Annotated in this window: 23 protein-coding genes and 3 pseudogenes; 23 read left to right on the forward strand and 3 right to left on the reverse strand. The window is 36.0% G+C overall.

The genetic code is table 11. The features are described from left to right. Positions 1 to 27: 27 nt before the first annotated feature. The 5 genes from nikB to ABH966_RS04940 all read left to right on the forward strand — a co-directional run bounded on the left by nikB (position 28) and on the right by ABH966_RS04940 (position 3,943). Complete coding sequence (nikB, locus tag ABH966_RS04920) at positions 28 to 981, forward strand: nickel ABC transporter permease (RefSeq protein WP_370076307.1); 954 nt, start codon at positions 28 to 30, stop codon at positions 979 to 981. Position 982: 1 nt separating this feature from the next. Further along, positions 983 to 1,783: an ABC transporter permease subunit gene (locus ABH966_RS04925; RefSeq protein WP_370076309.1), complete on the forward strand. Its 801-nt coding sequence runs from the start codon at positions 983 to 985 to the stop codon at positions 1,781 to 1,783. Between the two features lie 10 nt (positions 1,784 to 1,793). Then, positions 1,794 to 2,567, forward strand: a complete 774-nt coding sequence (locus ABH966_RS04930) for an ABC transporter ATP-binding protein (protein ID WP_370076311.1) — start codon at positions 1,794 to 1,796, stop codon at positions 2,565 to 2,567. Positions 2,568 to 2,579: 12 nt separating this feature from the next. Beyond that, positions 2,580 to 3,377, forward strand: a complete 798-nt coding sequence (locus ABH966_RS04935; RefSeq protein WP_370076313.1) for an ABC transporter ATP-binding protein — start codon at positions 2,580 to 2,582, stop codon at positions 3,375 to 3,377. Between the two features lie 137 nt (positions 3,378 to 3,514). After that, the gene (locus ABH966_RS04940) at positions 3,515 to 3,943 is read left to right on the forward strand and encodes an NUDIX hydrolase (protein WP_370076315.1); all 429 of its coding nucleotides are present in this window, start codon (positions 3,515 to 3,517) and stop codon (positions 3,941 to 3,943) included. A 359-nt stretch (positions 3,944 to 4,302) separates the two neighbouring features. On the opposite strand, the gene ABH966_RS04945 is transcribed toward ABH966_RS04940, so the two are convergent. Further along, entirely contained in the window at positions 4,303 to 5,217 is a 915-nt protein-coding gene (locus ABH966_RS04945) for a C40 family peptidase (RefSeq protein WP_370076317.1), read from the reverse strand. Between the two features lie 855 nt (positions 5,218 to 6,072). On the opposite strand from ABH966_RS04945, the gene ABH966_RS04950 reads away from it, so the two are divergent. The 15 genes and pseudogenes from ABH966_RS04950 to ABH966_RS05020 all read left to right on the forward strand — a co-directional run bounded on the left by ABH966_RS04950 (position 6,073) and on the right by ABH966_RS05020 (position 18,517). Further along, positions 6,073 to 6,438 (forward strand): DUF2089 domain-containing protein, encoded by a 366-nt coding sequence (locus ABH966_RS04950; protein ID WP_370076319.1) that lies wholly within the window; start codon positions 6,073 to 6,075, stop codon positions 6,436 to 6,438. 13 nt (positions 6,439 to 6,451) lie between these two features. Beyond that, entirely contained in the window at positions 6,452 to 6,841 is a 390-nt protein-coding gene (locus ABH966_RS04955) for an SHOCT-like domain-containing protein (RefSeq protein WP_370076321.1), read from the forward strand. Positions 6,842 to 6,851: 10 nt separating this feature from the next. Then, the gene (locus ABH966_RS04960) at positions 6,852 to 7,133 is read left to right on the forward strand and encodes a hypothetical protein (protein ID WP_370076323.1); all 282 of its coding nucleotides are present in this window, start codon (positions 6,852 to 6,854) and stop codon (positions 7,131 to 7,133) included. Positions 7,134 to 7,823: 690 nt separating this feature from the next. Then, complete coding sequence (locus ABH966_RS04965; RefSeq protein WP_370076325.1) at positions 7,824 to 8,924, forward strand: helix-turn-helix domain-containing protein; 1,101 nt, start codon at positions 7,824 to 7,826, stop codon at positions 8,922 to 8,924. Positions 8,925 to 8,996: 72 nt separating this feature from the next. Further along, positions 8,997 to 9,929, forward strand: coding sequence for an alpha/beta hydrolase family protein (locus tag ABH966_RS04970; protein WP_370076327.1), 933 nt, complete (start codon positions 8,997 to 8,999; stop codon positions 9,927 to 9,929). A 244-nt stretch (positions 9,930 to 10,173) separates the two neighbouring features. Then, entirely contained in the window at positions 10,174 to 10,623 is a 450-nt protein-coding gene (locus tag ABH966_RS04975; RefSeq protein WP_370076329.1) for a CPBP family glutamic-type intramembrane protease, read from the forward strand. Between the two features lie 9 nt (positions 10,624 to 10,632). After that, a pseudogene (locus ABH966_RS04980) lies at positions 10,633 to 11,280 on the forward strand (IS66 family transposase); the annotation flags it as partial. 240 nt (positions 11,281 to 11,520) lie between these two features. Then, positions 11,521 to 13,182: a hypothetical protein gene (locus ABH966_RS04985; RefSeq protein WP_370076331.1), complete on the forward strand. Its 1,662-nt coding sequence runs from the start codon at positions 11,521 to 11,523 to the stop codon at positions 13,180 to 13,182. 296 nt (positions 13,183 to 13,478) lie between these two features. Beyond that, positions 13,479 to 13,784, forward strand: a complete 306-nt coding sequence (locus ABH966_RS04990) for an ArsR/SmtB family transcription factor (RefSeq protein WP_370076333.1) — start codon at positions 13,479 to 13,481, stop codon at positions 13,782 to 13,784. Positions 13,785 to 13,800: 16 nt separating this feature from the next. Beyond that, positions 13,801 to 14,859, forward strand: coding sequence for an ACR3 family arsenite efflux transporter (gene arsB, locus ABH966_RS04995; RefSeq protein WP_370076335.1), 1,059 nt, complete (start codon positions 13,801 to 13,803; stop codon positions 14,857 to 14,859). Positions 14,860 to 14,870: 11 nt separating this feature from the next. Then, a complete protein-coding gene (gene arsC, locus ABH966_RS05000) occupies positions 14,871 to 15,290 on the forward strand; it encodes an arsenate reductase (thioredoxin) (RefSeq protein WP_370076337.1) in 420 nt (139 codons plus the stop codon). Position 15,291: 1 nt separating this feature from the next. Further along, positions 15,292 to 15,651, forward strand: a complete 360-nt coding sequence (arsD, locus tag ABH966_RS05005; protein WP_036116968.1) for an arsenite efflux transporter metallochaperone ArsD — start codon at positions 15,292 to 15,294, stop codon at positions 15,649 to 15,651. Position 15,652: 1 nt separating this feature from the next. Further along, the gene (arsA, locus tag ABH966_RS05010) at positions 15,653 to 17,422 is read left to right on the forward strand and encodes an arsenical pump-driving ATPase (RefSeq protein WP_370076339.1); all 1,770 of its coding nucleotides are present in this window, start codon (positions 15,653 to 15,655) and stop codon (positions 17,420 to 17,422) included. After that, the gene (locus ABH966_RS05015; RefSeq protein WP_370076341.1) at positions 17,419 to 17,700 is read left to right on the forward strand and encodes a Fe-S cluster assembly protein HesB; all 282 of its coding nucleotides are present in this window, start codon (positions 17,419 to 17,421) and stop codon (positions 17,698 to 17,700) included. Before arsA ends, ABH966_RS05015 begins: the two co-directional genes overlap by 4 nt. A 13-nt stretch (positions 17,701 to 17,713) precedes the next feature. After that, positions 17,714 to 18,517 carry an arsenite methyltransferase gene (locus ABH966_RS05020; protein ID WP_370076343.1) on the forward strand — a complete coding sequence of 268 codons (804 nt, stop codon included), beginning with the start codon at positions 17,714 to 17,716 and terminating at the stop codon, positions 18,515 to 18,517. A gap of 108 nt (positions 18,518 to 18,625) precedes the next feature. Here ABH966_RS05020 and ABH966_RS05025 read toward each other — a convergent pair. Further along, a pseudogene (locus ABH966_RS05025) lies at positions 18,626 to 18,766 on the reverse strand (DUF4158 domain-containing protein); the annotation flags it as partial. Positions 18,767 to 18,967: 201 nt separating this feature from the next. Here ABH966_RS05025 and ABH966_RS05030 point away from each other — a divergent pair. The 3 genes and pseudogenes from ABH966_RS05030 to ABH966_RS05040 all read left to right on the forward strand — a co-directional run bounded on the left by ABH966_RS05030 (position 18,968) and on the right by ABH966_RS05040 (position 21,275). Then, positions 18,968 to 19,542 (forward strand): annotated as a pseudogene (locus ABH966_RS05030) (recombinase family protein). A 63-nt stretch (positions 19,543 to 19,605) separates the two neighbouring features. After that, positions 19,606 to 20,568, forward strand: coding sequence for a helix-turn-helix transcriptional regulator (locus ABH966_RS05035; RefSeq protein WP_370076345.1), 963 nt, complete (start codon positions 19,606 to 19,608; stop codon positions 20,566 to 20,568). A 74-nt stretch (positions 20,569 to 20,642) separates the two neighbouring features. Continuing rightward, complete coding sequence (locus ABH966_RS05040; protein WP_370076347.1) at positions 20,643 to 21,275, forward strand: type 1 glutamine amidotransferase family protein; 633 nt, start codon at positions 20,643 to 20,645, stop codon at positions 21,273 to 21,275. 201 nt (positions 21,276 to 21,476) lie between these two features. On the opposite strand, the gene ABH966_RS05045 is transcribed toward ABH966_RS05040, so the two are convergent. Beyond that, positions 21,477 to 21,782, reverse strand: coding sequence for a TIGR04104 family putative zinc finger protein (locus ABH966_RS05045; RefSeq protein WP_370076349.1), 306 nt, complete (start codon positions 21,780 to 21,782; stop codon positions 21,477 to 21,479). Position 21,783 lies beyond the last annotated feature (1 nt).

The following is a 21,783-nucleotide window of genomic DNA, read 5'->3' on the forward strand; positions in this document are numbered from 1 at the left end:
TCATAGGATTGATTAGGAAGTGACAGCATGTATGAATCGACATGGATGTTTTGTTTAAAAAGAATTTTGACTTTACCGTTTGTACTATTGGGCGTATCCATCCTGACCTTTGTATTTATTCGTTTCGTTCCAGTAGAACCTGCTGAGGTCATTCTTAGATTGGCAAGAGTTGCACCAACAGCAGAAGCCATTCAAGCATTGCGTGAAGAACTTGGAACAGACAAACCTTTTCTTATTCAATACTTACTATGGATAAAAGGCGTTTTGCATTTAGATTTTGGTACATCTTTTGTTAGTAAATTACCAGTAGCACATGAACTTTTCGCGAAATTACCCGCTACCATTGAATTAGCAGTTGCTGCATTTGTGTTAATTTTAGGATTAAGTATACCATTAGGGATCATAAGTGCATTATATAAGCATTCCATCATCGATAAAATCATTAGACTATTGACTATTATGAGTGTATCGATTCCAACATTTTGGTTAGGTTTTTTACTGTTATATATATTTAGCTTGAAATTAGGGATCTTCCCGACAAATGGAAAGGGCACACTAGCACATCTGGTTTTACCTGCATTCGCATTAGCTTTACCAACAATTGGACTGATCGTTCAGTTTATCCGTACAACCATCATTGAGGAATTACAACAGCAGTATGTTCAATATGCACAGCTAAGAGGATTAAAAAACTCTGTGATCCTCGTACGCCATGTTTTGAGAAATGCTATTATCCCGCTAGCTACTGTGTTAGGTATGACGCTTGGTAATTTACTAGGTGGTGCAGTAATTGTAGAGCAGGTTTTTAGTTGGCCAGGACTTGGGAGGTATTTAATAGAATCCATTATTAACAGGGATTACCCAGTTGTACAATGCTATGTATTGATTATTGCTGTCATTTATGTGCTTGCAAATTTATGCACAGATGTATTGCATCGTCTATTGGATCCTCATCTGATGATGAAGGACAGGAGAGATTGAAGTGAGCCTATTACATAAAGAACTCAGATTATTTAGTCTAACGATACTGCTAGTCATTGGCTTGTTAGGACTGTTTGCGCCAATTTTAATGCCTCATGACCCTTTAGCAGTCGATATATCAAAGAAATTTTCAGGTCCAACATGGGACTATCCATTAGGTACAGATCATTTAGGAAGATGTGTTTTTTCACGATTGCTTTTAGGTATTCGCTATTCTTTAGGATCAGCGCTCGTCATTCAAATAGTAGCCATTCTTTTAGCGATCTTACTAGGTGCTTTTGTTGCGCTAAAACGAGGCCTGATAGATTTCCTATTTATTCGAATATGTGATATTTTATTAGCTTTTCCTACACTTGTCCTTGCATTTGGACTTTTAGGTTTATTAGGTCCTAGCTTAAAAAATGTGTTGATCGCACTTATTTTTACGCAATTTATTTATTATTCAAGATTGATAAGAAGTTTATTTATTGGAATGAACGAAAAAGATTTTATTCAAGCAGCAAGAATCAGTGGCACTTCTGGAATCAAATTAATCAAACGCCATTATATCCCCAATTTACTGCCACCTATCGTAACAATAGTCGTATTAGATATAGGAAAGGTTATTTTAGAAATTGCAGGCTTTTCCTTTATTGGACTTGGCGTGCAGGCCCCCATCCCTGAATGGGGAATGATGGTGAATGAAGGAAAACAATACATCCGTCAACATCCTGAATTAATGCTTTATCCTGGACTTGCCATCGTCCTTGTTGTGCTATTATTGAATCATTTGGCAAGTAGTTTCAAGAAGCTTGACCAGTAAAGGGGTAATTATGGAGAAAGTTTTAGAAGTGAAAGACTTAACGGTAAAAATCGGTGAGAAAAATATAGTAACCTCTATCAATTTGACAGCCTATAAAGGGCGTGTCTTAGGGATTATAGGGGAAAGTGGTAGTGGCAAGACAATGCTTTGCCGCGCTATCATGCAATCATTACCGGCTTCGGCGCAGATCACACAAGGCCAAATCATCTACCAACAAGAAAATTTATTGAATGTATCAGCTGCTAAATTGAGAGCGTATCGCGGAAGGCATCTGTCTATGATTATGCAAAATCCGTCTACAGCTTTTGATCGTATTCAAACAATCGAAAGTCATTTTCGGGAATCATTAAAAGCTCACTTTGTAATGACTAAAAAAGAAATGAGACAGATTGCCATTGATGCTATGTATAAAGTCAATTTACCCAATCCAGAAAAGCTTTTGCGCTATTATCCTTTCCAATTAAGTGGCGGAATGTTACAGCGAGTGATGATTGCTTTGTCATTGGCGATACAAGCTTCTATATATATTGCAGATGAACCAACGACAGCCCTTGACACAGTCAATCAAAAACAAGTATTAACATTATTTGATCGTATTCGTTCGGAAACAGAGGCTGCTATTATTCTTGTGACACATGATATAGGTGTTATTGCTGAACTAGCTGACGATGTGGCCGTGATGTATCAAGGTGAAATGATTGAGCACACGAATGTCTATGATTTTTTTGATGCGCCTCAGCATCCTTATACAAAGAAACTTTTACAATCAAGAATTATGTTTTAGAGGTGAAAAAATATGACGCTGCTAGAAGTGAACAATATAGAGATGCATTATGCTCACAAACCATTCATGTTCAAACGAGGACAGGAAGCTCCTGTGTTACAAAATGTAACATTTTCACTTCAGGAGGGTGAATGTTTAGGAATCGTCGGTCAAAGTGGTTCAGGCAAAAGTACATTAGGCCGCATTATTTTAGGAATTGAACGACCAACAAAAGGTGAGGTTCTATTTCAAGGAATTAATCTTTATGAAACAACAAGTAAGCACAAAAAAATAATACGTAGAGATTTACAGGCTGTCTTTCAAAATAGCTATCATTCATTTAATCCGAAGCAGACGATTTTTGAGATAGTAGAAGAACCTCTCCTAAATTTCGAACGTTTCAGCAAAACAGAGAGACAACATAAAGTAATGGAATTACTAGACTGCGTGGAGTTAGATAGAACAATCGCTCAAAAATATCCTGCGCAACTTAGTGGTGGGCAACAGCAACGTGTCAACATTGCAAGAGCTCTTGCTTTAAATCCGAAATTGATTGTATTGGATGAAGCCATTAGTAGTCTTGATATGATTTTGCAGAAGCATATTATACAATTACTACAAACTCTCCAAAAAGACATGCAACTTGCTTACATTTTCATTTCTCATGACTTACAAGCAACACGTTTTATGTCAGACCGAATCCTCGTGATGCAGCACGGTCAGCTAGTTGAGGAGATTGGGAAAGATGGTGCATTCAAGCACCCTGTATCTCTAGAACTATACAATGCTATTTTGCCATCGCATCCTCGAGAAAGAACGATAAAAAAATAAAAGATTTTAATAATCTTGAGTTAGAATTACTTAGCTATTCCAACAAAAATAAGCAAGGAGTTATATAACATTTATCTATCCATTTGTTATAATAAGGAAAAATCTTGCAAAATCACTGAAGATAATGGAGGTATAGGATGAAGAAAGGTCAAATTCGAGCAATTGCTATTTGTGTATTTAGGAAAGGCGATTCAATACTTGTCTCTGAAGGCTTCGATGAAGTAAAGGGAGATCATTACTATCGGCCAATTGGCGGAGGAATTGAATATGGGGAGACAAGTTCTCATGCAATAAAGAGAGAAGTACTTGAAGAAATCGAGGCAAATATAAAGAACTTAAACTATTTAGGTACAATTGAAAACATATTTACATATAACGGCGACCTTGGACACGAAGTAGTTTTTGTATATGATGCTGAATTTGTTGAAAAGTCCTTTTATGAAAAACCTTCTTTTTTCGGACAAGAAGATAATGGCGCAATCTTTAAATTGCTTTGGAAGCCAATTAGCGATTTTACAGATAATAAATTAAAATTAGTTCCAGACGGATTAGTCGATTTGCTTTAGATCATTAAATTAGTTAAGAGCTTTCTTACTTGTACATTGTGACTGGGTGTTATAGTTCAATTAAGGAAAATCAAGCTTTATAAAAAAGAAACTCCATTTTGATCAATCTATTTTCAAAATAAATTTTCTATTGGTTGAGAAGTAGAGTGGTGAGGTTACACATGACACAAAAAAATCTCAATGCACACACTGATTTACAATGAATAATCCTGAATAATTTTTAAGCCAGTACAATTAGTATTGGCTTTTTTATACATATAGTGATTGGAAGTATGGGGGAGTGTGGAATGATATTGCCCAGAAGCAAAAGAACGAAAAAAAAGGCATCTCATCCATAGATGAAACACCTTTTATTGAAGTTATTGGGCTAATCGTTGAAGGAAGGTATCTAATTGTACTAGTGTGACATTGTCTTCCACCCCGAACATATTGTTACCTTTACCAATCGTAATTTTATTGGAAGAGAGAATGGCTACATAATTGTAAGCCCAATGCGTACTTGGAACATCAACAAATTGTAGTGCTGTTCCTTGTTGTTTTAAATGGTATGCTTCCACTAAAACTTTCGATAATTGACCACGTGTTATAGGAGAACCTGCATTGAATTTTCCGTTTACATCACCCGTAAAAACGCCAAGTTTTCTTAGTGCTTCCGCAGCACCTGCATATTTAGACGTAGGGCTTACATCTGGAAAACTTGAATTGGTATTACTAGTATCTAAATGTAATTGATTTGCCAGTTTAAGAGCTACCTCTCCACGCGATGCATAAACGCTAAAGTCGACGTCAGTGCCTTTTACTTCTCCCAAGTCATTTTCAGTGAAGTTTGCAATGCGTTTTGCTCCTACGTAACGAGATCCCCAGTAATAAGGATCATTAATTTTATCGATTTTAACCCCAGAACTTGTAGTAGCTGAAATAAAATTGCTGTCACCTATGTATATGCCAACATGGGAAACCCCACTTCCCGAAGTATTAAAAAATACAAGATCCCCAGTCTTCAACTGATCTTTAGCAACCGAAGTACCTTGCTGATATTGAGCTGTAGATGTACGTTGTAGTGAAATCCCTAACTTAGAAAAAACAATTTGTGTATATGCTGAACAGTCTACACCTGTTTTAATATCTGTTCCTCCATATTGATAAGGAACACCTATATATGCTTTTGCTGTACTTGTTAAATCTGCTATTGTTGCCGCTTTTGCATCATGAACACCCATACCTGTAAAGAACATAAACGATGCGAAAATGGGTAATAACCATCTTTTCTTCAATTAAACCTACTCCTTTCAAAAAGCTTTCGCAATTGAATAAAGTAAGAATAGCATGAAACAGGCACGAGTTATTTTTCAATAATATTACCGATTACCTTTAAACAGCAAAATTGAAACCTTAATTTTAACTGTGTAAAACTTCTGCAACAATCATGGGCAATTTTACTAAAAAAAGTTAGAATAATTGGATGAAAAGGGGCTAAAGTGTTAATTTAGATGTTTTATCCAATTGAAGTTTGAGTGATTCCCTCGTTATTTCACTGAAGATGGAGGCGATCTTCATAAATTTTTCGAAACATCTATTGTAAACTCATCTAGTCGATTTAATATTTTTACATCAATTCCTAGCTCTTTTTGATATTCATAAACCTGTTGGCCCTTTTCAGTTAATTTTTTAATGACTTCTCGATTATTAGCTGGATTTAAGCCTTACTTTTCAAACTTGTCGACCATTTGCAGGCTGTCTTTTAATCCGAAGCGGACGATTTTTGAGGTATTAAAAGAACCTCTCCTTAATTTCGAGCATTTTAGCAAAACAGAGAGACAACGTGACAACCTCGCAAGAGCTCTTACTTTAAAACCATATTTGATTGTATTAGATGAAACCATTAGTCTTGATGCGATCTTGCAGAAGATATCAATCACTTCAAAAAGACATGTAGCTTGCTTACATTTTCATCTCTCATCCTCGTGAAAGACCTATGGAGTTTTTTTATTCAAAGGAAATAGATAATCAATAATATTAAATAACGAATTAACATTATTGATTTTAGGTATTATAAAAATTAATTTTATTGTTCACATTTTTAACTTTGTGTTATATAATCAAATCAACTAAAAGGAAAGGACTTAATTATGGCTTATAAAGTAATCACAAATTGTCCTGTCTGCAGTAAAACATTGAAAATTACAAGGTTACAGTGCTCTCATTGTCACACGACGATTGAAAATGAGTTTGAATTATCTAAGCTGGCATCCTTATCAAAGGATCAGCTTCATTTTGTGGAAGTATTTTTAACATGCAGAGGGAATATCAAAGAAGTTGAAAAGGAACTAGGGATTTCGTATCCAACAGTACGAGGAAAGCTAACAGACATCATTTCATCCCTTGGATATGTGCAGAAGAAGAAAAATGAAGTAGACGAGAAAAAAGTTGTCACTATGTTGGAAAATGGCGAAATCACAGCAGAAGAAGCCATTAAACTCTTAAAAGAAGAATAAGGAGGAATTTACTATGAAAGAGGAAATCTCAAGAGTGTTAACAATGGTTCAAGAAGGTAAGATTGATGCAGACAAGGCATCGGAACTGATTCAAGTATTAAAAGAGAAAGCAGAAACAGAGGAGAACCTTTTAGAAAAACCGACTAAATACTTAGATAAAACTTTAAAAATCCGTGTTGTATCAGCCGAAAATGATAACGTCACGGTCAATTTACCTTTAAAGCTTGTTAAGGTTGTATTAATGGCTGGACACAGCATCGCAGCGAGTATTCCTCAATCGGAAAAATACGTTAAAGATATAGACATCAACCTTATTATCGAAGCAATCGAAAATGAATTAGATGGCCAAATTGTTGATATTAAATCGGCTAACGGGGATACCGTTTCGGTCATTATTGAATAGAGATTTGCTTATGATGTATGTAAAAGTGAAAGCAAAAGACGTTCGGTTCACCATTCCACTTCCATATGCTATGTTAAACATTGTTATTTCAATTTTGTCTTCAAAATTTGTTCAGCATAAAGCAAACAAATGGACAAGAGAGCACTTCGAAAGAAAAAAACTGGACTTTACCTTTCCGCTAATTGACAAAGAAACGCTAAAGCCTATTGTCAAGAAACTGAAAAATTATAAGGGAATCGTGCTAGTCGATGTCAAAGCTAAAGACGGTACTGAGGTTAAGGTTAAACTATAATTACAATACACCGTTCAACTGACTGGTATTTTGAAGAGAAAATTAGCTTGTATTTACTTTATTATAATTTGAATTGGATATGCAAAATAAAATAAAAGGATTCTTTTGATGACATACGGTACTCCGGATGTATGAATCAAAAGAATCCTTTTTTGTATTACAGGAGGAGGTTCCGAAAAGCTTATACTTGATTAGAAAAAACAAAAAAACCCCAGTTTTATACTGGGTGACGGTTTGTCAGGTCAAGTATTTTTACTTTTCTGGGTAATCTATATGTAATGACGGTGGAACCAAACAACCTCTAGTTGTATTAAGTCGTAACAACCAAGTTGAGTTACCCTGTGTGGAACTGACCATACATTAGAGCAATATCATGTCTACAATTTTAGGATTTGGTCAAAAAACCCCCATCAACCACTGCTATTAACAAAATAGTTAGACCGTAAATTACACTCCATTCAAGTATTGTTCGAACCGTAGGCTAAGGGAATATAGTGTTATTGTATTGGCTATGTCATTAAAAAATATTTCCTACTGGCAATATACAAAAAATGTTTACAAAAGCGTAATGGATTTTGTGTATCACTGGATTTGTTGCCTTGCGGTTGATTTTTTCTACTAAAATAAAATATAACTCCATTGGAATTGACGGTAAAATGCATTTTAATAACAGTATAGGGAGTGAAAATGATGAGAGAAATAAGTATTGCAAAAGTTATTACAGCAAAAAGAAAAGAAAAAGGTATCACACAAGATAAACTTGCTGAGTATGTCGGTGTATCAAAGGCTTCCGTATCCAAATGGGAGACGGCTCAAAGCTATCCGGATATCACCCTGCTGCCACAATTGGCAACCTATTTTAATATAAGCATTGATGAACTCATTGGCTACCTCCCGCAAATGACAAAAAAAGATATAAAGAAAACATACCAACGGCTGGCTGAGGATTTTAGCAACAAGCCTTTTGATGATGTACTTGATCAATGCCGTGCAATTATAAAGAAATATTTCTCTTGTTTTCCTCTGCTACTGCAAATAGCTAAATTATATGTCAATCATTTTGTCCTTGCTACGGAAAGGGGAAAACAAGAAGAACTGTTACAAGAAGCCATTGATTTATGTATCCGGATTAAGAAGGAAAGTGATGATATTTGGATCGCGAAGCAGGCAAATTCATTGGAAGTCCTGTGTCATATAATCTTAAATCAACCGCTGGAAGCTTTGGAATTACTTGACGAAACAATGAAGCCTCCGATTAGTGATAACTTTTTACTTTCCAAAGCCTATCAAATGACAGGAAATATAGAGAAGGCAAAGGAAGCTTTGCAAGTCAGTATGTATCAACATCTCCATGGCCTTCTTGCGCCGGCACAGTCATACTTGCTGTTGGTAGCCAATCATCCTGAAAAATTTGAGCAGGCACTTGAACGTTTTATCGAAATATCAAAAGTCTTTAAAGTAGAAAAACTGGACCCTAATTTGTTGTCGTTGCTTTATATGGCTGCGGCGCAAGGTTATATGATGCAAAAAGAAGCGGAAAAAGCATTGGAAATGCTCGAAAAATACACATACATTTGTACGAACGTCCTTTTACCGTACGAATTGAAAGGAGATTCCTTTTTTGACAGTATTGAAAACTGGCTGAAGGATTATGATATTGAAGCTCCTAGAGACGAAAAGATAGTAAAAGAAAGTATCGTACAAAGTGTTATAGAAAATCCTGCATTCTTCCCATTGCACAATGAACCGAAATTCAAAAGTATTGTTGAAAAACTAAAAGCACAAATTTGAAATGAACTATTGATAGGGCCAACATGATGTATTCACTTACATTTTGGTTGTCAATATAAGGAGGTAAATATAATGGTTGAAGAAAAAATTGTTTTAGGTGCTGAAACAAAGTACCCACTGAATGGAATATTAACCATTCCTGATGAAACAAAAGGATTATTTCCTGCAGTTGTATTGGTTCAAGGCTCTGGTCCAAGCAACATGGATGAAAAAATCGGAAATATTTATCCTTTTAAGGATCTTGCAAATGGTTTGTCTGGAAAAGGAATTGCAGTGCTGCGATATGATAAAAGAACATTCGTATATGGTAAAAAAATGAGAAAGGATATTGGATTAACAGTGAAAGAAGAAACCATTGAGGATGCAATTCTCGCTGCGAATTTTTTGCGAAGTGATTCACGTATTGATTCAAACAAAATATTTATTATTGGTCATAGTTTAGGTGGGATGTTAGCTCCGCGAATTGATGCAGAAGGTGGTAAGTTTGCTGGAATCATTATTATGGGTGGTTCTCCACGCAAATTTGAAGAAATTCTAATGGATCAAAATAACGAAGTTTTAAATTCATTGAATAAGTTTTTGAAAGTAATTGCAAAAAAACAAATAGCAGCATTATCATCAAAGTTTAACAACATCTATAACCTAAGTGATGAAGAAGCAAAATCAACTTCAGTTTTAGGAAAATATGTTAGAGCCTACTACCTAAAAGAAATGGGCGAACATCCATCTGCCAATTATCTCAAGGAATTAAATAAACCCATATTCATTCTACAAGGAGAAAAAGATTTCCATGTATCAGTGGAAAAGGATTTTAATGGTTACAAAAGAATATTGGGAGATAGATCCAATGTAACGTATAAACTCTATCTAAACCTAAATCATGCTTTCATGCCTTTTGTTTATGGAGAGATACGAAAAGCAAAAAAAGAGTATAAAGTTGCACAACATGTCGATCAACAAGTGATCAATGATATTGCCGATTGGATTCATTCGGTATCGGAATAGTCATCAGGAGGTAAATACAATAGCTAGTTCTATTTACAAACTATAGGCACGAAATAATTTCTTAGGAGCAAACTAAATCATGAAAAAGATAATAAACTGGAAACTATTCTTCCTACTTATTGCCGTATGCGTCGTGACGGGCGTAATGGTTATATCGTTTACGTACGTGCTTGCGCCGCTGCCAGATAACGCACCTATGTAGAACATCATACCTGCGCAGATTGCACAAACACTGGTGTTAGGTGTGCTGGCAAGCTTTTTCGGATTGCTTTTGGCGCGACATATTGGATTTGGCGCACCGATTTTGGAGGGAATTACAGGCGGTGAAAAGCGGAATGGCTATCTGAAATCTATTCTCGGTGCATCTGTCTTTTGGGGCATTTTGGGCGGTGTCCTTGTCGTTTTACTGTGTATCCCGTTCTGGAATATGTCTGTTGAACTAATGAAGGCGGAAATGGCGGTGCCGGTTTGGAAATCCTCGCTTGCGATTTTCTATGGCGGTACGGCAGAAGAAATATTATTCCGGCTTTTTTTGATGACGCTTTTGGTTTGGATTGCTTCCAAAATCAAAAAGGCGAAAGATGGGGGACCAACTAAAATCGGCGTGTGGTTGGCTATTATTATAACAGGGGTTATTTTCGGCCTCGGTCATCTAGGAATCACGGGCGCGATAACCACATCACTAGCGAAGTAATCCTCCGGTGTATTAGAAGACTTTTCAGCTGGTTTTCAAGGAACTGTGATTTGTGATGGTTATTCTGCATACGGGAATCTACCTGACGTTACGTTCGCCAACTGTTAGGCGCATGTGCAGCGCTATTGGCTGAAAGCTGATAGCAAAAACGGCAAAATTGGCGTCGATTATTGTGACCAACTATATGATTTAGAACGCCAATTTAAGCATCTTTCACCAGGTAAACGCAGAAAAGCAAGGCAAAAACATTCAAAGCCGATTGTAGAGAAATTCTTAAAATGGGTGGATTAATCACCTTTCTTCGGAAAAAATGCCTTAGCCAAAGCCGCAGAATACACATTAAATCGTATCCACGGATTAAAAGCTTTTCTGTTCGACGGTAGGATTGAAATCGATAATAATCCAGCTGAAAATGCGATTCGTCCTAATGTGATTGGTCGTAAAAACTGGCTTTTCTCTGTTAGTGAAGCTGGTGATAAAGCGAATGCCATCTGTTTAAGTTTGGCTGAATCGGCAAAAGCAAACGGCATCGATTTCTATCAATACCTAGTGACGTTAATGACAGAATTGCCAAATTTACCGATTCACCAGCAGCCAGTGATTTTAAATAATTACATGCCTTGGTCGAAAAAAATCCAAGCCACATGTGCAAAATAGCCATCTATCCGAAAAAAATTAGGAAAAATGGCTATTCGTCGTGCGTACCAAGAAGGTGCGCTTATTTTTTTATATTTCGGGCTTACTAGCTAGTTATTAAAGAGCCAACAGAGCTTCTATTTCAATGCTACAAAGAAATCTTAGAATTAGTTATGTACGAAAAATTGTTTTTCTTAATTAACACTGGTATAATTTGGGTGGCTTTAATTTAGAAGAATCGTTACATTTTGGAGGGACAGTTTGTTTAAAAGAAAAATCTGGAGTAGCATTTTATGTTTCGTTTTAGCCGCCATGATTTTGACTGCATGGTCATTAAAAGAAGATAAACAAAAAGAAATTGAACCTAGAGAGAGCGTTTCACTAGAATTACCAAACTCCGCACAATTACATTTGGAAGCCAATGGTTTACTATTACAAAAAACCAAAAGTTCAAATAAATCATATATTCGTTCAACGGATCAAACAACTGTCTATAATTTATTTGAAGATGGGGAAAACATGGGCTCCATCAAGGTCACTGTTCGAGAAATCGATAATGGGGATTTCTTCATTTTCACTCAATTACAAAACAAAAGCAGCAAAGGTTATAGTGCCTCAATATCGTACCCTATCAGCGGAAATATAAAGTATGATTTAACGGATTTCGAACGCCAGGAAATTCAACATGAGCATGATCATGTATTCGGTGTAGATCCAACCACCTATCCTATCGGCCTGTTAAAAGTAAAGGAACACGAAGATTTATTGACTAATATGATGATAAGCCGAAACTACGTATCGAAAGAACTTATAACCAACTATGAGAACGGGGATAAGAGTGTGGTCCGGGAATTGACGAGTGAAAATAAGGACTTGAAATTAATGAATGATGATAATGGCCTTACTGTCACTCTTCCACTTCAATCAGAGGGAAATGATTTATCTGAAAACTGGGTGTTAATATCACAAGAGCCTCTGTTTAAAAAAGAAGAAGCGCTTAATGAATGGATAAATGAAAGTACCAAACAATACAAAGAAATGAACAAATGGTATACAGCAGAAGGACCTTATTCAAAACTCCCATGGTCGATCGAACCTGAAACAAAATTAGGATATGGGCGAAACCTAGTGAGGGTCCAAGATAAAAAAGCATTAAATTACTATGAAACTACACAGGAGCGATACTTCTACGATTTGCTATTAAATTCTGTTGCGAACTTATTTATTTTTCAAGGAGATAAAAAAGGTTTATGGGAAACGGAGTATACGAGTACGTGGTTGAAAAAAGATTACGGAATCCAAGCTCCCTATACCGATACTAGGCATAACGAGAATGTCGCGTTATTCCTAAAAAAAACAGGGAACATGCTTGACATTAAAGAACTCAAAAACTCGACCATCACCTATGCAGACTTTTTGGTCAATCAGACGAAAAATGGAAACATAATCGAAGTTCCCAAAGGTGGTTACCTTGTGACCGATTATTATTCTCCCCAGCAGACAAAGAAGACACATACATCCTTAAATCATGCTCTAGGAGAAATGAATTACTTGCTAGAATCCTATCAACAAACAAAAGAAAAATCCTATTTAGACGTGGCCAGAAATATGAGACAGGGTGTTGAAAACATCGGTGAAAAATGGTTACGAGAGAATGGGGATGTGTGGTATCAAGTGAATAGTGATTTCACCTTTGAAGGAATAGATTATCCTCTCTTAACGTTAGGAGATCTACTGAAATCACAACAATCTTGGGAAGCTGTTGGGGAAAAACGAAGTGAAATGTTTGATCAACTCATTCGTTCAAAAGCACAATACCTCGTGGAAAGTAAACAAGAAATTCTTCAATCGGTAGCTGACCTTCTCATCGACCAAGGTTTTGGGGATATTATTGAAGGTTACAATAATATTCCTAAGTTTTAATAAACTTCTTTCTCATTATGTTTCAATACTATTAAGCAAAAACAAGAACAGCCTCCTTGTTGGAACAAATCTAAAGAGCATGTTTTGAAAATATATTGTTCAAAACATGCTCTTATCTCTTCCAAGAAAGAACCTTGGAAAATTTTTTTGAATGATGGAAAAAAATTATTGCAATTATTATTTAACAAGCATAATATAAGTTTATAGTTATATAATAATTTAATCACCTGTAATTGATTGGGTGTTTTTATTTTATGTAATATATAAGCAAATGATTATACAAGGAGCTCAAACATATGGAAAATACACTAATTGAAAAACAATTAAAAGCAGCAGCTGACTTGAACCGCATTAAATTACTTGCATGTATGAAGAACGGGGAGGTTTGTGTATGTGATTTTGTGGATGTTTTAGGCATCTCACAACCAGCAGTTAGTCAGCATCTTCGAAAATTAAAGGAGGCAGGTATTATTACTGAGCGAAAAGTAGGGACTTGGAAACATTATCGTTTAGTGGAGGATCAAACGCCACTGATGAAGGGCATTTTAGAACAAATTCAACCTGTAGCTGGATGTGATTGTGGCACCGACTGTGGTTGCTAAATAGGGGGAAATGTAGATGAGTAATGAATCCTTAACGAAACAGCTTTCATTTTTAGATCGCTACCTTACTCTTTGGATTTTTGTAGCGATGGGTATTGGCGTTTTATTAAGTATCACAATGCCAAATATCGGTGAAGCATTAGAATCCATGTCGGTTGGTACAACATCGATACCGATTGCTATTGGGCTAGTAGTAATGATGTATCCGCCACTGGCAAAAGTAAAATATGAGGAAATGTGGCGTGTGTTTAAGGATTGGAAAGTTCTTTTACTGTCACTTTTCCAAAACTGGTTATTGGGTCCGTTTTTAATGTTCTTTTTAGCCATTATCTTCTTACGAGACTATCCGGAGTATATGGCTGGGCTCATTATGATTGGTTTAGCTCGATGTATTGCGATGGTTATCGTGTGGAATGATCTAGCTCGTGGAGATCGAGAATATGTAGCTGGTTTAGTTGCATTTAACTCCATTTTTCAGATCTTAACGTATTCGATTTTTGCTTACTTTTTCTTAAATGTATTACCTGGTTGGTTTGGCTTAGAGAATTTTAAAGTGTCCATTTCAATGTGGGAAATTACGAAAAGTGTTCTTATTTACTTAGGAATACCATTTGCTGCCGGAATTCTAACACGATGGATCGGTATCAAAACAAAAGGAAAGCAATGGTATGAGGAAAGATTCTTACCAAAGATTTCACCACTTACTTTAATTGCACTGCTGTTCACAATTGTGATGATGTTTGCATTGAAGGGTGAAAAATTAGTCGAACTACCACTTGATGTTGTACGAATTGCTATCCCATTATTCATTTACTTTGTTGTGATGTTTGCTGTTTCATTCTTTTCTTCTCGTAAAGCAGGTGCATCTTATCCCGTTACAGCAGCCCTGTCATTTACAGCAGCTAGTAACAACTTTGAATTAGCCATTGCTGTAGCTGTAGGTGTTTTTGGACTTCATAGTGGAGTAGCTTTTGCCGCTGTTATTGGTCCACTTGTTGAAGTACCGGTACTCATTGGACTTGTATGGGTTGCATTACGTTGGCAAAAAAAATATTTTAAAACCATTAAATTATAGAAGTACTTTTTATGACAAACACACTTTATTTCTTATGTATAGGAAATTCTTGCCGTAGTCAATTGGCTGAGGGGTGGGCAAGAAAATTATTGCCTACAGATTGGACAGTCAAAAGTGCTGGCATTGAAGCACATGGAGTAAATCCGAATGCGATCAAAGCTATGGCAGAGGTAGGAGTTGATATTTCGAATCATACATCTGATCTAATTGATTTAGAGACATTAAACAATGCAACACTAGTCGTCACTCTTTGCGGAGATGCCGCAGATAAATGTCCGATGACGCCTCCTCACGTTCGTCGTGAACATTGGGGATTTGAAGATCCAGCGAAAACGTCAGGTACAGAAGAAGAAAAGTGGGTAGTTTTCCAGAACGTACGTGATGCTATTGGCAAACGTATTGAACAATTTGTAGCTGAGGAGTCGAAATAACATGAAAAAAATTCATATTTATGAGCCAGCAATGTGCTGTTCTACGGGCTTATGTGGACCATCCATTGACCCAGAGTTATTACGTATGTCATTTGTAATGAATAATTTAAAGAAAACAGATATAGAAGCTGAACGATTTAATTTAACAAATGAACCAAATGCCTTTGTAGAAAATGAAGCCATCAATCAGCTTCTAATGTCAGAAGGAATGGATGCACTGCCTGCAACGTTTGTAGATGGAGAATTACTTTGTAAAGGGAAATACCCGACAAATGAACAATTTTCACAGTGGTCAGGACTTTCCGAAGAAGAACTATTACAAAAACCAAAAGTACGCTTATCTCTAAAAGGAGATGCGTAATATGGAACGCTTTTCAAGAAGTCATTTCCCTGACACTCCTTTCCTATTTTTTACTGGGAAAGGCGGCGTTGGAAAAACATCAGTTGCTAGTAGCCTATCAATAGCCATTGCAAATGAAGGGAAAAAGGTGCTGCTAATTAGTACGGACCCAGCATCCAACTTACAAGATATTTTCGGTCAAACACTTTCTAATACCCCGACAAAAATAGATGGTATCGATAATTTATTTGCATTAAATTTAGACCCTGAACAGGCAGCACAACATTACAAAGAGCAAATGGTTGGCCCCTACAGAGGTAAATTGCCTGATGTAGTCCTTCAGAACATGGAGGAACAACTTTCGGGTGCTTGTACAGTTGAAATTGCTGCCTTTAATGAATTTGCTACACTATTGACTGATACTACAGTAATTGAAAATTTTGATACCGTTGTATTTGATACGGCACCAACAGGACATACGTTACGTTTGTTAGAGCTGCCTTCTGCATGGTCTACGTTTTTAGATGACAACACTACTGGTACATCTTGCTTAGGTCCATTAAAAGGACTAGAGCCGCAACGCGAAATCTATAAAGAGGCTGTTGAGCGTTTAAAAAATGCGAATCAAACGACACTAATGCTTGTGACACGTCCTGACGGAAATCCTTTAAAAGAGGCTGCACGTGCTTCTCAAGAGCTGTTTGATATCGGTATTCAAAATCAGATTTTACTAGTGAATGGTTATATGAAAAATCTATACTCTAATGATGCAGTGGAAAAAGCATTCATTGCACGCCAAACAGAAGCATTAGAGTTGATTCCTAAAGAGTTAAAGGAATTTGAACAATACTATTTACCGTTTGTCCCATACTCATTATCAAGTATTGAGCGTATGCAAGCATGGATGACAGATCAAGATATCTTACATGAAAATGAAGCAGACAAAGGTATGACGGTCCCTGAAGTAGAAGACATGATTGCCGATTATTTAGAACGTAAGCCGAGGCTTATATTTACAATGGGTAAAGGCGGTGTCGGCAAAACAACAGTTGCTTCGTATATCGCCCTGCGCTTAGCAGAAGAAGGCATGCATGTACATTTAACTACGACTGATCCAGCAGCGCATTTAAATTGGACGTTCGGTGATGACAAAGTTAAAAATGTAACGGTAAGTCGTATTGATCCAAAAGTAGAAATTGCAAATTATGAAGCCGAAGTGCTTGCAAAAGCAAGTGAAACGATGAATGAAGAAGGCTTAGCATTTGTCAAAGAAGACTTGGCCTCTCCTTGTACAGAGGAAATTGCCGTATTCCGAGCGTTTGCTAATGTTGTAGAAAATCATCAAGATGAAGTCATTATTATTGATACAGCACCAACTGGCCATACGTTGTTGTTATTAGATGCGACAGAGGCTTATCATCGTGAAATAAGCCGTTCGCAAGGTGACATCCCTCCAGCTGTTTCAAACTTGTTACCACGGTTACGTGATGCAAGTTATACAAGTGTAGCAATCGTAACACTTCCTGAAGCAACACCTGTTTTTGAAGCAACACGTTTACAGGAAGATTTACAGCGTGCTGGATTATCCGTTGATTGGTGGGTTATCAATCAGACATTTTCATCTATTGAAACAACTAGTCCAACATTAATACAAAAGCAACAAGCTGAAACAAAATGGTTAGAAGAAATCAGAACCATCAGCAACCATCAATTTGTGGCAATACCATGGGTAAAAACGCCACCAGTAGGAACAAAAGGTTTACATGAACTTAAAGGAGAGTATATCAAATGAAAATGAGTCCAGAAGGTAAAAATTATTTAGAGCAAGTATTAGCTGATTCAGAGGTGAAAACACTGCGCTTCTTCGGCATTCCAGGTTGCTGTGGCGTTAATTTAGGTGTGGGCTTAGAAGCACCAACAAATGAAGATGCTGTAGAGACGATTGAAGGGATCGAAGTTGCCATTCATCCTGATATTGCACCTCAATTAACAGACGTTACAATTCATGCAGAAGAAGAGAATGGTGAACTAGGTTTAGTGTTGGTAGGATATTCACCAAAATCTTGCTAAGGTGGGGTTTTAAATGACAAGAGAAGATGATATTCGTACAAATGTACGTGAAAATTATGCGAAAGTAGCCTTGAAATTAAACAGTACACAAGGATGCTGTACACCAGCCTCTAGCTGCTGTAATCCAGATGAAAATCAAAATATTTCCATCGATGAAATTTCGCAAAAAATGGGCTATACAAAGGAAGAGTTAGTTTCTATTCCTGATGGAGCCAATATGGGACTTAGCTGTGGCAATCCGCAAGCTATCGCGGATTTGAAGCATGGAGAAACTGTTGTTGATTTAGGTTCTGGCGGTGGTTTCGATTGCTTCTTAGCTGCACCAAAGGTAGGGAATGAAGGTCAAGTAATTGGCATCGATATGACACCTGAAATGATCTCAAAGGCACGCCGTAACGCAGAAAAACCAGGTTTTGAAAATGTAGAATTTCGTTTAGGAGAAATTGAACAGATGCCTGTTGCGGATCATACAGCTGATATTATCATCTCGAATTGTGTGATCAATCTATCACCAAACAAGCCACAGGTATTTAAAGAAGCTTACCGTATTTTAAAAACAGGTGGTCGTTTAGCGATTTCAGATGTTGTTCTAACGGCAGCCTTACCAGAGAGCTATTTATCAGATATGAATTTATATTCTGGCTGTATCTCTGGGGCAATTTCGATTGAAGAATACGAAGCTCTTTTAAAAGATGCTGGCTTTACAAATATCTCAATTGAACCAAAAGATGATTCAAAAGAATTTATCCGTGAATGGGAACCTAATTATGATTTAGAAAATTATATTGTCTCAGCAATTATTCAAGCGGTTAAATAGAAGGATTAATTTACGTCTAGCTTAATGCTAGACGTAAAAAATACACTATATATAAGAAAATATAATGTATGAATGAATCCGGGATGCTTTTGATATGAGTGTATGGCCACCGGGATACCGAAGAACGGCTAATTGAACGGCGAACCCTAAACGGTTTTCTTCTCTCCTTCGTTTATTTATAATTTCTAAATCTCGTTTGGAAAAAGTGTAGTAGGTTCCTAGCACCCACTCATCTTCAGGAATTCGCATAAGGGCCTGCCGCTGTTCTGGTGTAAACAATTCTCTACCTCTCGCAATTTACATACAGTATCATCTCATTTCTGTAATTATTCAGTTAATTAGCTCAATTATATATCAATAGAGTGTACTCTATTGATACAAGTGTAGGAGACTGATAAAAACATAGTTAAGAGCGTCTCATAAGACTTGTCTCAAAAATGAGATGATATTTTGCGAAAAATCGGTTATATACGTGTCAGTTCAACTAGCCAGAATCCTTCAAGGCAATTTCAGCAACTGAACGAAATCGGAATGGATATTATTTTTGAAGAAAAAGTTTACGGAGCAACAAAAATCGTGAGCAACTTCAAAAAATGTTAGAGGATATACAAGAAGGTGACATCATTTATATTACGGACTTAACTCAGATTACTCGTAGTACAAAAGATTTATTTGAATTAATCGATAACATACGAAGTAAAAAGGAAAATTTAAAATCCTTAAAAGATACATGGCTAGATTTATCAGAAGATAATCCCTACAGCCAATTCTTAATTACGGTTATGGCAGGTGTAAACCAATTAGAACGTGATCTTATCCGTATGCGGCAGCGTGAAGGGATTGAACTAGCTAAGAAAGAAGGAAAGTTTAAAGGTCGGTTAAAGAAGTACCATAAAAATCATGCAGGAATGAATTATACAGTAAAGCTTTATAAAGAGGGAGATATGACTGTAAATCAAATTTGTGAAATTACAAATGTGTCTAGGGCCTCATTATATAGAAAGCTATCGGAAAGGAACAGTTGATGAGTTATACCAAAAATCGGAAATATATAATAGAAAATAAATTTCATATAGAGGTGGAATTATATGCCTAAAATTGACAATATGTTAGCAATTCTATGGATGCTTCGTTCAGGTGAAAAAATTACTGCAAAACAAATTTCAGAAAAGTTAGAGATGAATATAAGGACTGTGTATCGTTATATTGATACAATTTCAACAAGTGGCGTACCTATAATTTCAGAACCAGGACATAACGGTGGATACACTTTATTGAACAATTTTATTGAGGCTCCTCTTTTTTTTGATTTTGAGGAGCAAACTTCACTATTTCACGCTGCTGTTTTTGCAGAAGAAGCCGGATATTATGGTGGTGAAGCACTAAATAGGGCCATTTCAAAACTAAGTAAATACTCAAATCAAGAGCAGGAAACAAAGATAAACCAACATGTAACTAGTCTTGAAGTAATAAGTCGATTAAGTTCACTCTCTATGGAACCTTTTTTGAAGGAGTTGGAGCAGGCCGTAGCTGACGGGTACTCAGTAAAAATTCTTTACCATAAAAGTGGCGAAAAGCAATTAAATTATAGATTGGTCGATCCGTACAGAATTATCTATTGGAATAATAAGTGGTATGTGATTGGATTTTGTCATCTTAGGAATGATATCCGTAGTTTTAGAGTAGATCGAATTGAAAGTCTAATGCTAACTGAAAATAAGTTTAACCGGCCAGAAAATTTTTCAGCACGTGACTTTTTTATAAAAAATCTTCTTCCAACTATAGAAGATAAGGAAGGGATTATTTCTTTGGTTATTAATGGGGATAAAAGTGTATTGGCTGATATTTGCCAACATTGGTTTTTAGGACATTATTTACAAGAACGGACTTCAAATCAAGCAGTTTTTCTTCTTGAAAAAGATATGATACATACATATGTACCTTATTTACTTTTACCGTACAATAAATCTATTAAAGTTATTGAGCCAATAAGTCTTAAGAAAAGACTTATTGAAGTTCTGTCGGAATTAATAAAATTTCATCAAGTATGATAACTTCCCTGACGTTAACTGTCAGGGAAGTTATATTATAATAGCTATATTAATTGTGATTGGAGTGTTATTGGATGCAAACAAAAAAAGTTTTTCTATATGTATTTAATACAATGTCGGACTGGGAATATGGATATTTAATTGCTGAACTAAATACAGGAAGATATTTCAAAAAAGATTTAGCACCTTTAAAAGTAATTACAGTAGGAGCTAATAAAGAAATGATTACTACTATGGGAGGACTGAGCATAAAACCAGATATTTCCCTTGATGAATGTACTCTTGAGAGTAAAGATCTTTTAATTTTACCAGGAGGGACTACTTGGAGTGAAGAAATTCATCAACCTATCTTGGAAAGAATTGGCCAAGCTTTAAAGATTGGCACTATTGTTGCTGCAATTTGTGGTGCAACTGAGGGACTCGCGAATATGGGATACTTAGATACTAGAAAGCATACAAGTAATAACTTAGAATATACTAAAATGGTATGTCCTAACTATAAAGGAGAAAAATTCTATGAGTTAGGATCTGCGGTATCTGATGCGAATTTAGTTACTGCATCAGGAATAGCTCCTCTGGAATTTGCAATGGAGGTACTAAAAAAAATAGATGTATTTACACCAGATGCATTACATTCATGGTATAACCTAAATAAGACTCATAAACCTGAATACTTCTTCCAGTTAATGAATTCAATAAATAAATGAAGTAACTGAAAAGCTCAATTTCTCTATTTTGATTTGTAGAGAAGTTGGGCTTTTTAATTTGGAATTTTCTTATCGTTGTAAATCCGCATTTTCCTGACGCTACCCCAATAAGCAAAAGAGCTACTTATACAACTTAATAATCTTTAACTACAGCACTCCTTAGCTTAACAAGTGTAAAACCTTATTTCACCATAAATATATTCAGTATTCCGATTTGTACTTCGCAAAAAAAGGAAATAACAAAAACAAAAACAAAAAAACACCAGATAAAATCATTATCGAAAAAGTATAAGAAATGGAAGACGATAATTGAGTTAATATGATAAAGCCAAGTAACCACAATGGTAGAACTGATAACAAAGACAATATAATTCTTGAAAAGAATATTATCCTATGCTCCGTACCACATTGATTGCATTGAATAGGACTGTATGCTAAAAAAAGAGATTTTATGATTTTGCTCCATTTAAATTGAGTATTGCATTCATCGCATTTCTGTAAACTCATA

This window comes from Lysinibacillus sp. RC46 (genome assembly GCF_041262385.1).
In the GTDB taxonomy this organism is placed as follows: domain Bacteria; phylum Bacillota; class Bacilli; order Bacillales_A; family Planococcaceae; genus Lysinibacillus.

What these genes read in the sequence shown, in the direction of transcription:
- nikB (WP_370076307.1), top strand. Translation starts at nt 28, where the DNA reads ATGTATGAATCGACATGGATGTTTTGTTTAAAAAGAATTTTGACTTTA.
- ABH966_RS04930 (WP_370076311.1), top strand. Translation starts at nt 1,794, where the DNA reads ATGGAGAAAGTTTTAGAAGTGAAAGACTTAACGGTAAAAATCGGTGAG.
- ABH966_RS04935 (WP_370076313.1), top strand. Translation starts at nt 2,580, where the DNA reads ATGACGCTGCTAGAAGTGAACAATATAGAGATGCATTATGCTCACAAA.
- ABH966_RS04940 (WP_370076315.1), top strand. Translation starts at nt 3,515, where the DNA reads ATGAAGAAAGGTCAAATTCGAGCAATTGCTATTTGTGTATTTAGGAAA.
- ABH966_RS04950 (WP_370076319.1), top strand. Translation starts at nt 6,073, where the DNA reads ATGGCTTATAAAGTAATCACAAATTGTCCTGTCTGCAGTAAAACATTG.
- ABH966_RS04955 (WP_370076321.1), top strand. Translation starts at nt 6,452, where the DNA reads ATGAAAGAGGAAATCTCAAGAGTGTTAACAATGGTTCAAGAAGGTAAG.
- ABH966_RS04960 (WP_370076323.1), top strand. Translation starts at nt 6,852, where the DNA reads ATGATGTATGTAAAAGTGAAAGCAAAAGACGTTCGGTTCACCATTCCA.
- ABH966_RS04965 (WP_370076325.1), top strand. Translation starts at nt 7,824, where the DNA reads ATGAGAGAAATAAGTATTGCAAAAGTTATTACAGCAAAAAGAAAAGAA.
- ABH966_RS04970 (WP_370076327.1), top strand. Translation starts at nt 8,997, where the DNA reads ATGGTTGAAGAAAAAATTGTTTTAGGTGCTGAAACAAAGTACCCACTG.
- ABH966_RS04990 (WP_370076333.1), top strand. Translation starts at nt 13,479, where the DNA reads ATGGAAAATACACTAATTGAAAAACAATTAAAAGCAGCAGCTGACTTG.
- arsB (WP_370076335.1), top strand. Translation starts at nt 13,801, where the DNA reads ATGAGTAATGAATCCTTAACGAAACAGCTTTCATTTTTAGATCGCTAC.
- arsC (WP_370076337.1), top strand. Translation starts at nt 14,871, where the DNA reads ATGACAAACACACTTTATTTCTTATGTATAGGAAATTCTTGCCGTAGT.
- arsD (WP_036116968.1), top strand. Translation starts at nt 15,292, where the DNA reads ATGAAAAAAATTCATATTTATGAGCCAGCAATGTGCTGTTCTACGGGC.
- arsA (WP_370076339.1), top strand. Translation starts at nt 15,653, where the DNA reads ATGGAACGCTTTTCAAGAAGTCATTTCCCTGACACTCCTTTCCTATTT.
- ABH966_RS05015 (WP_370076341.1), top strand. Translation starts at nt 17,419, where the DNA reads ATGAAAATGAGTCCAGAAGGTAAAAATTATTTAGAGCAAGTATTAGCT.
- ABH966_RS05020 (WP_370076343.1), top strand. Translation starts at nt 17,714, where the DNA reads ATGACAAGAGAAGATGATATTCGTACAAATGTACGTGAAAATTATGCG.
- ABH966_RS05035 (WP_370076345.1), top strand. Translation starts at nt 19,606, where the DNA reads ATGCCTAAAATTGACAATATGTTAGCAATTCTATGGATGCTTCGTTCA.
- ABH966_RS05040 (WP_370076347.1), top strand. Translation starts at nt 20,643, where the DNA reads ATGCAAACAAAAAAAGTTTTTCTATATGTATTTAATACAATGTCGGAC.
- ABH966_RS05045 (WP_370076349.1), bottom strand. Translation starts at nt 21,782, where the DNA reads ATGAGTTTACAGAAATGCGATGAATGCAATACTCAATTTAAATGGAGC.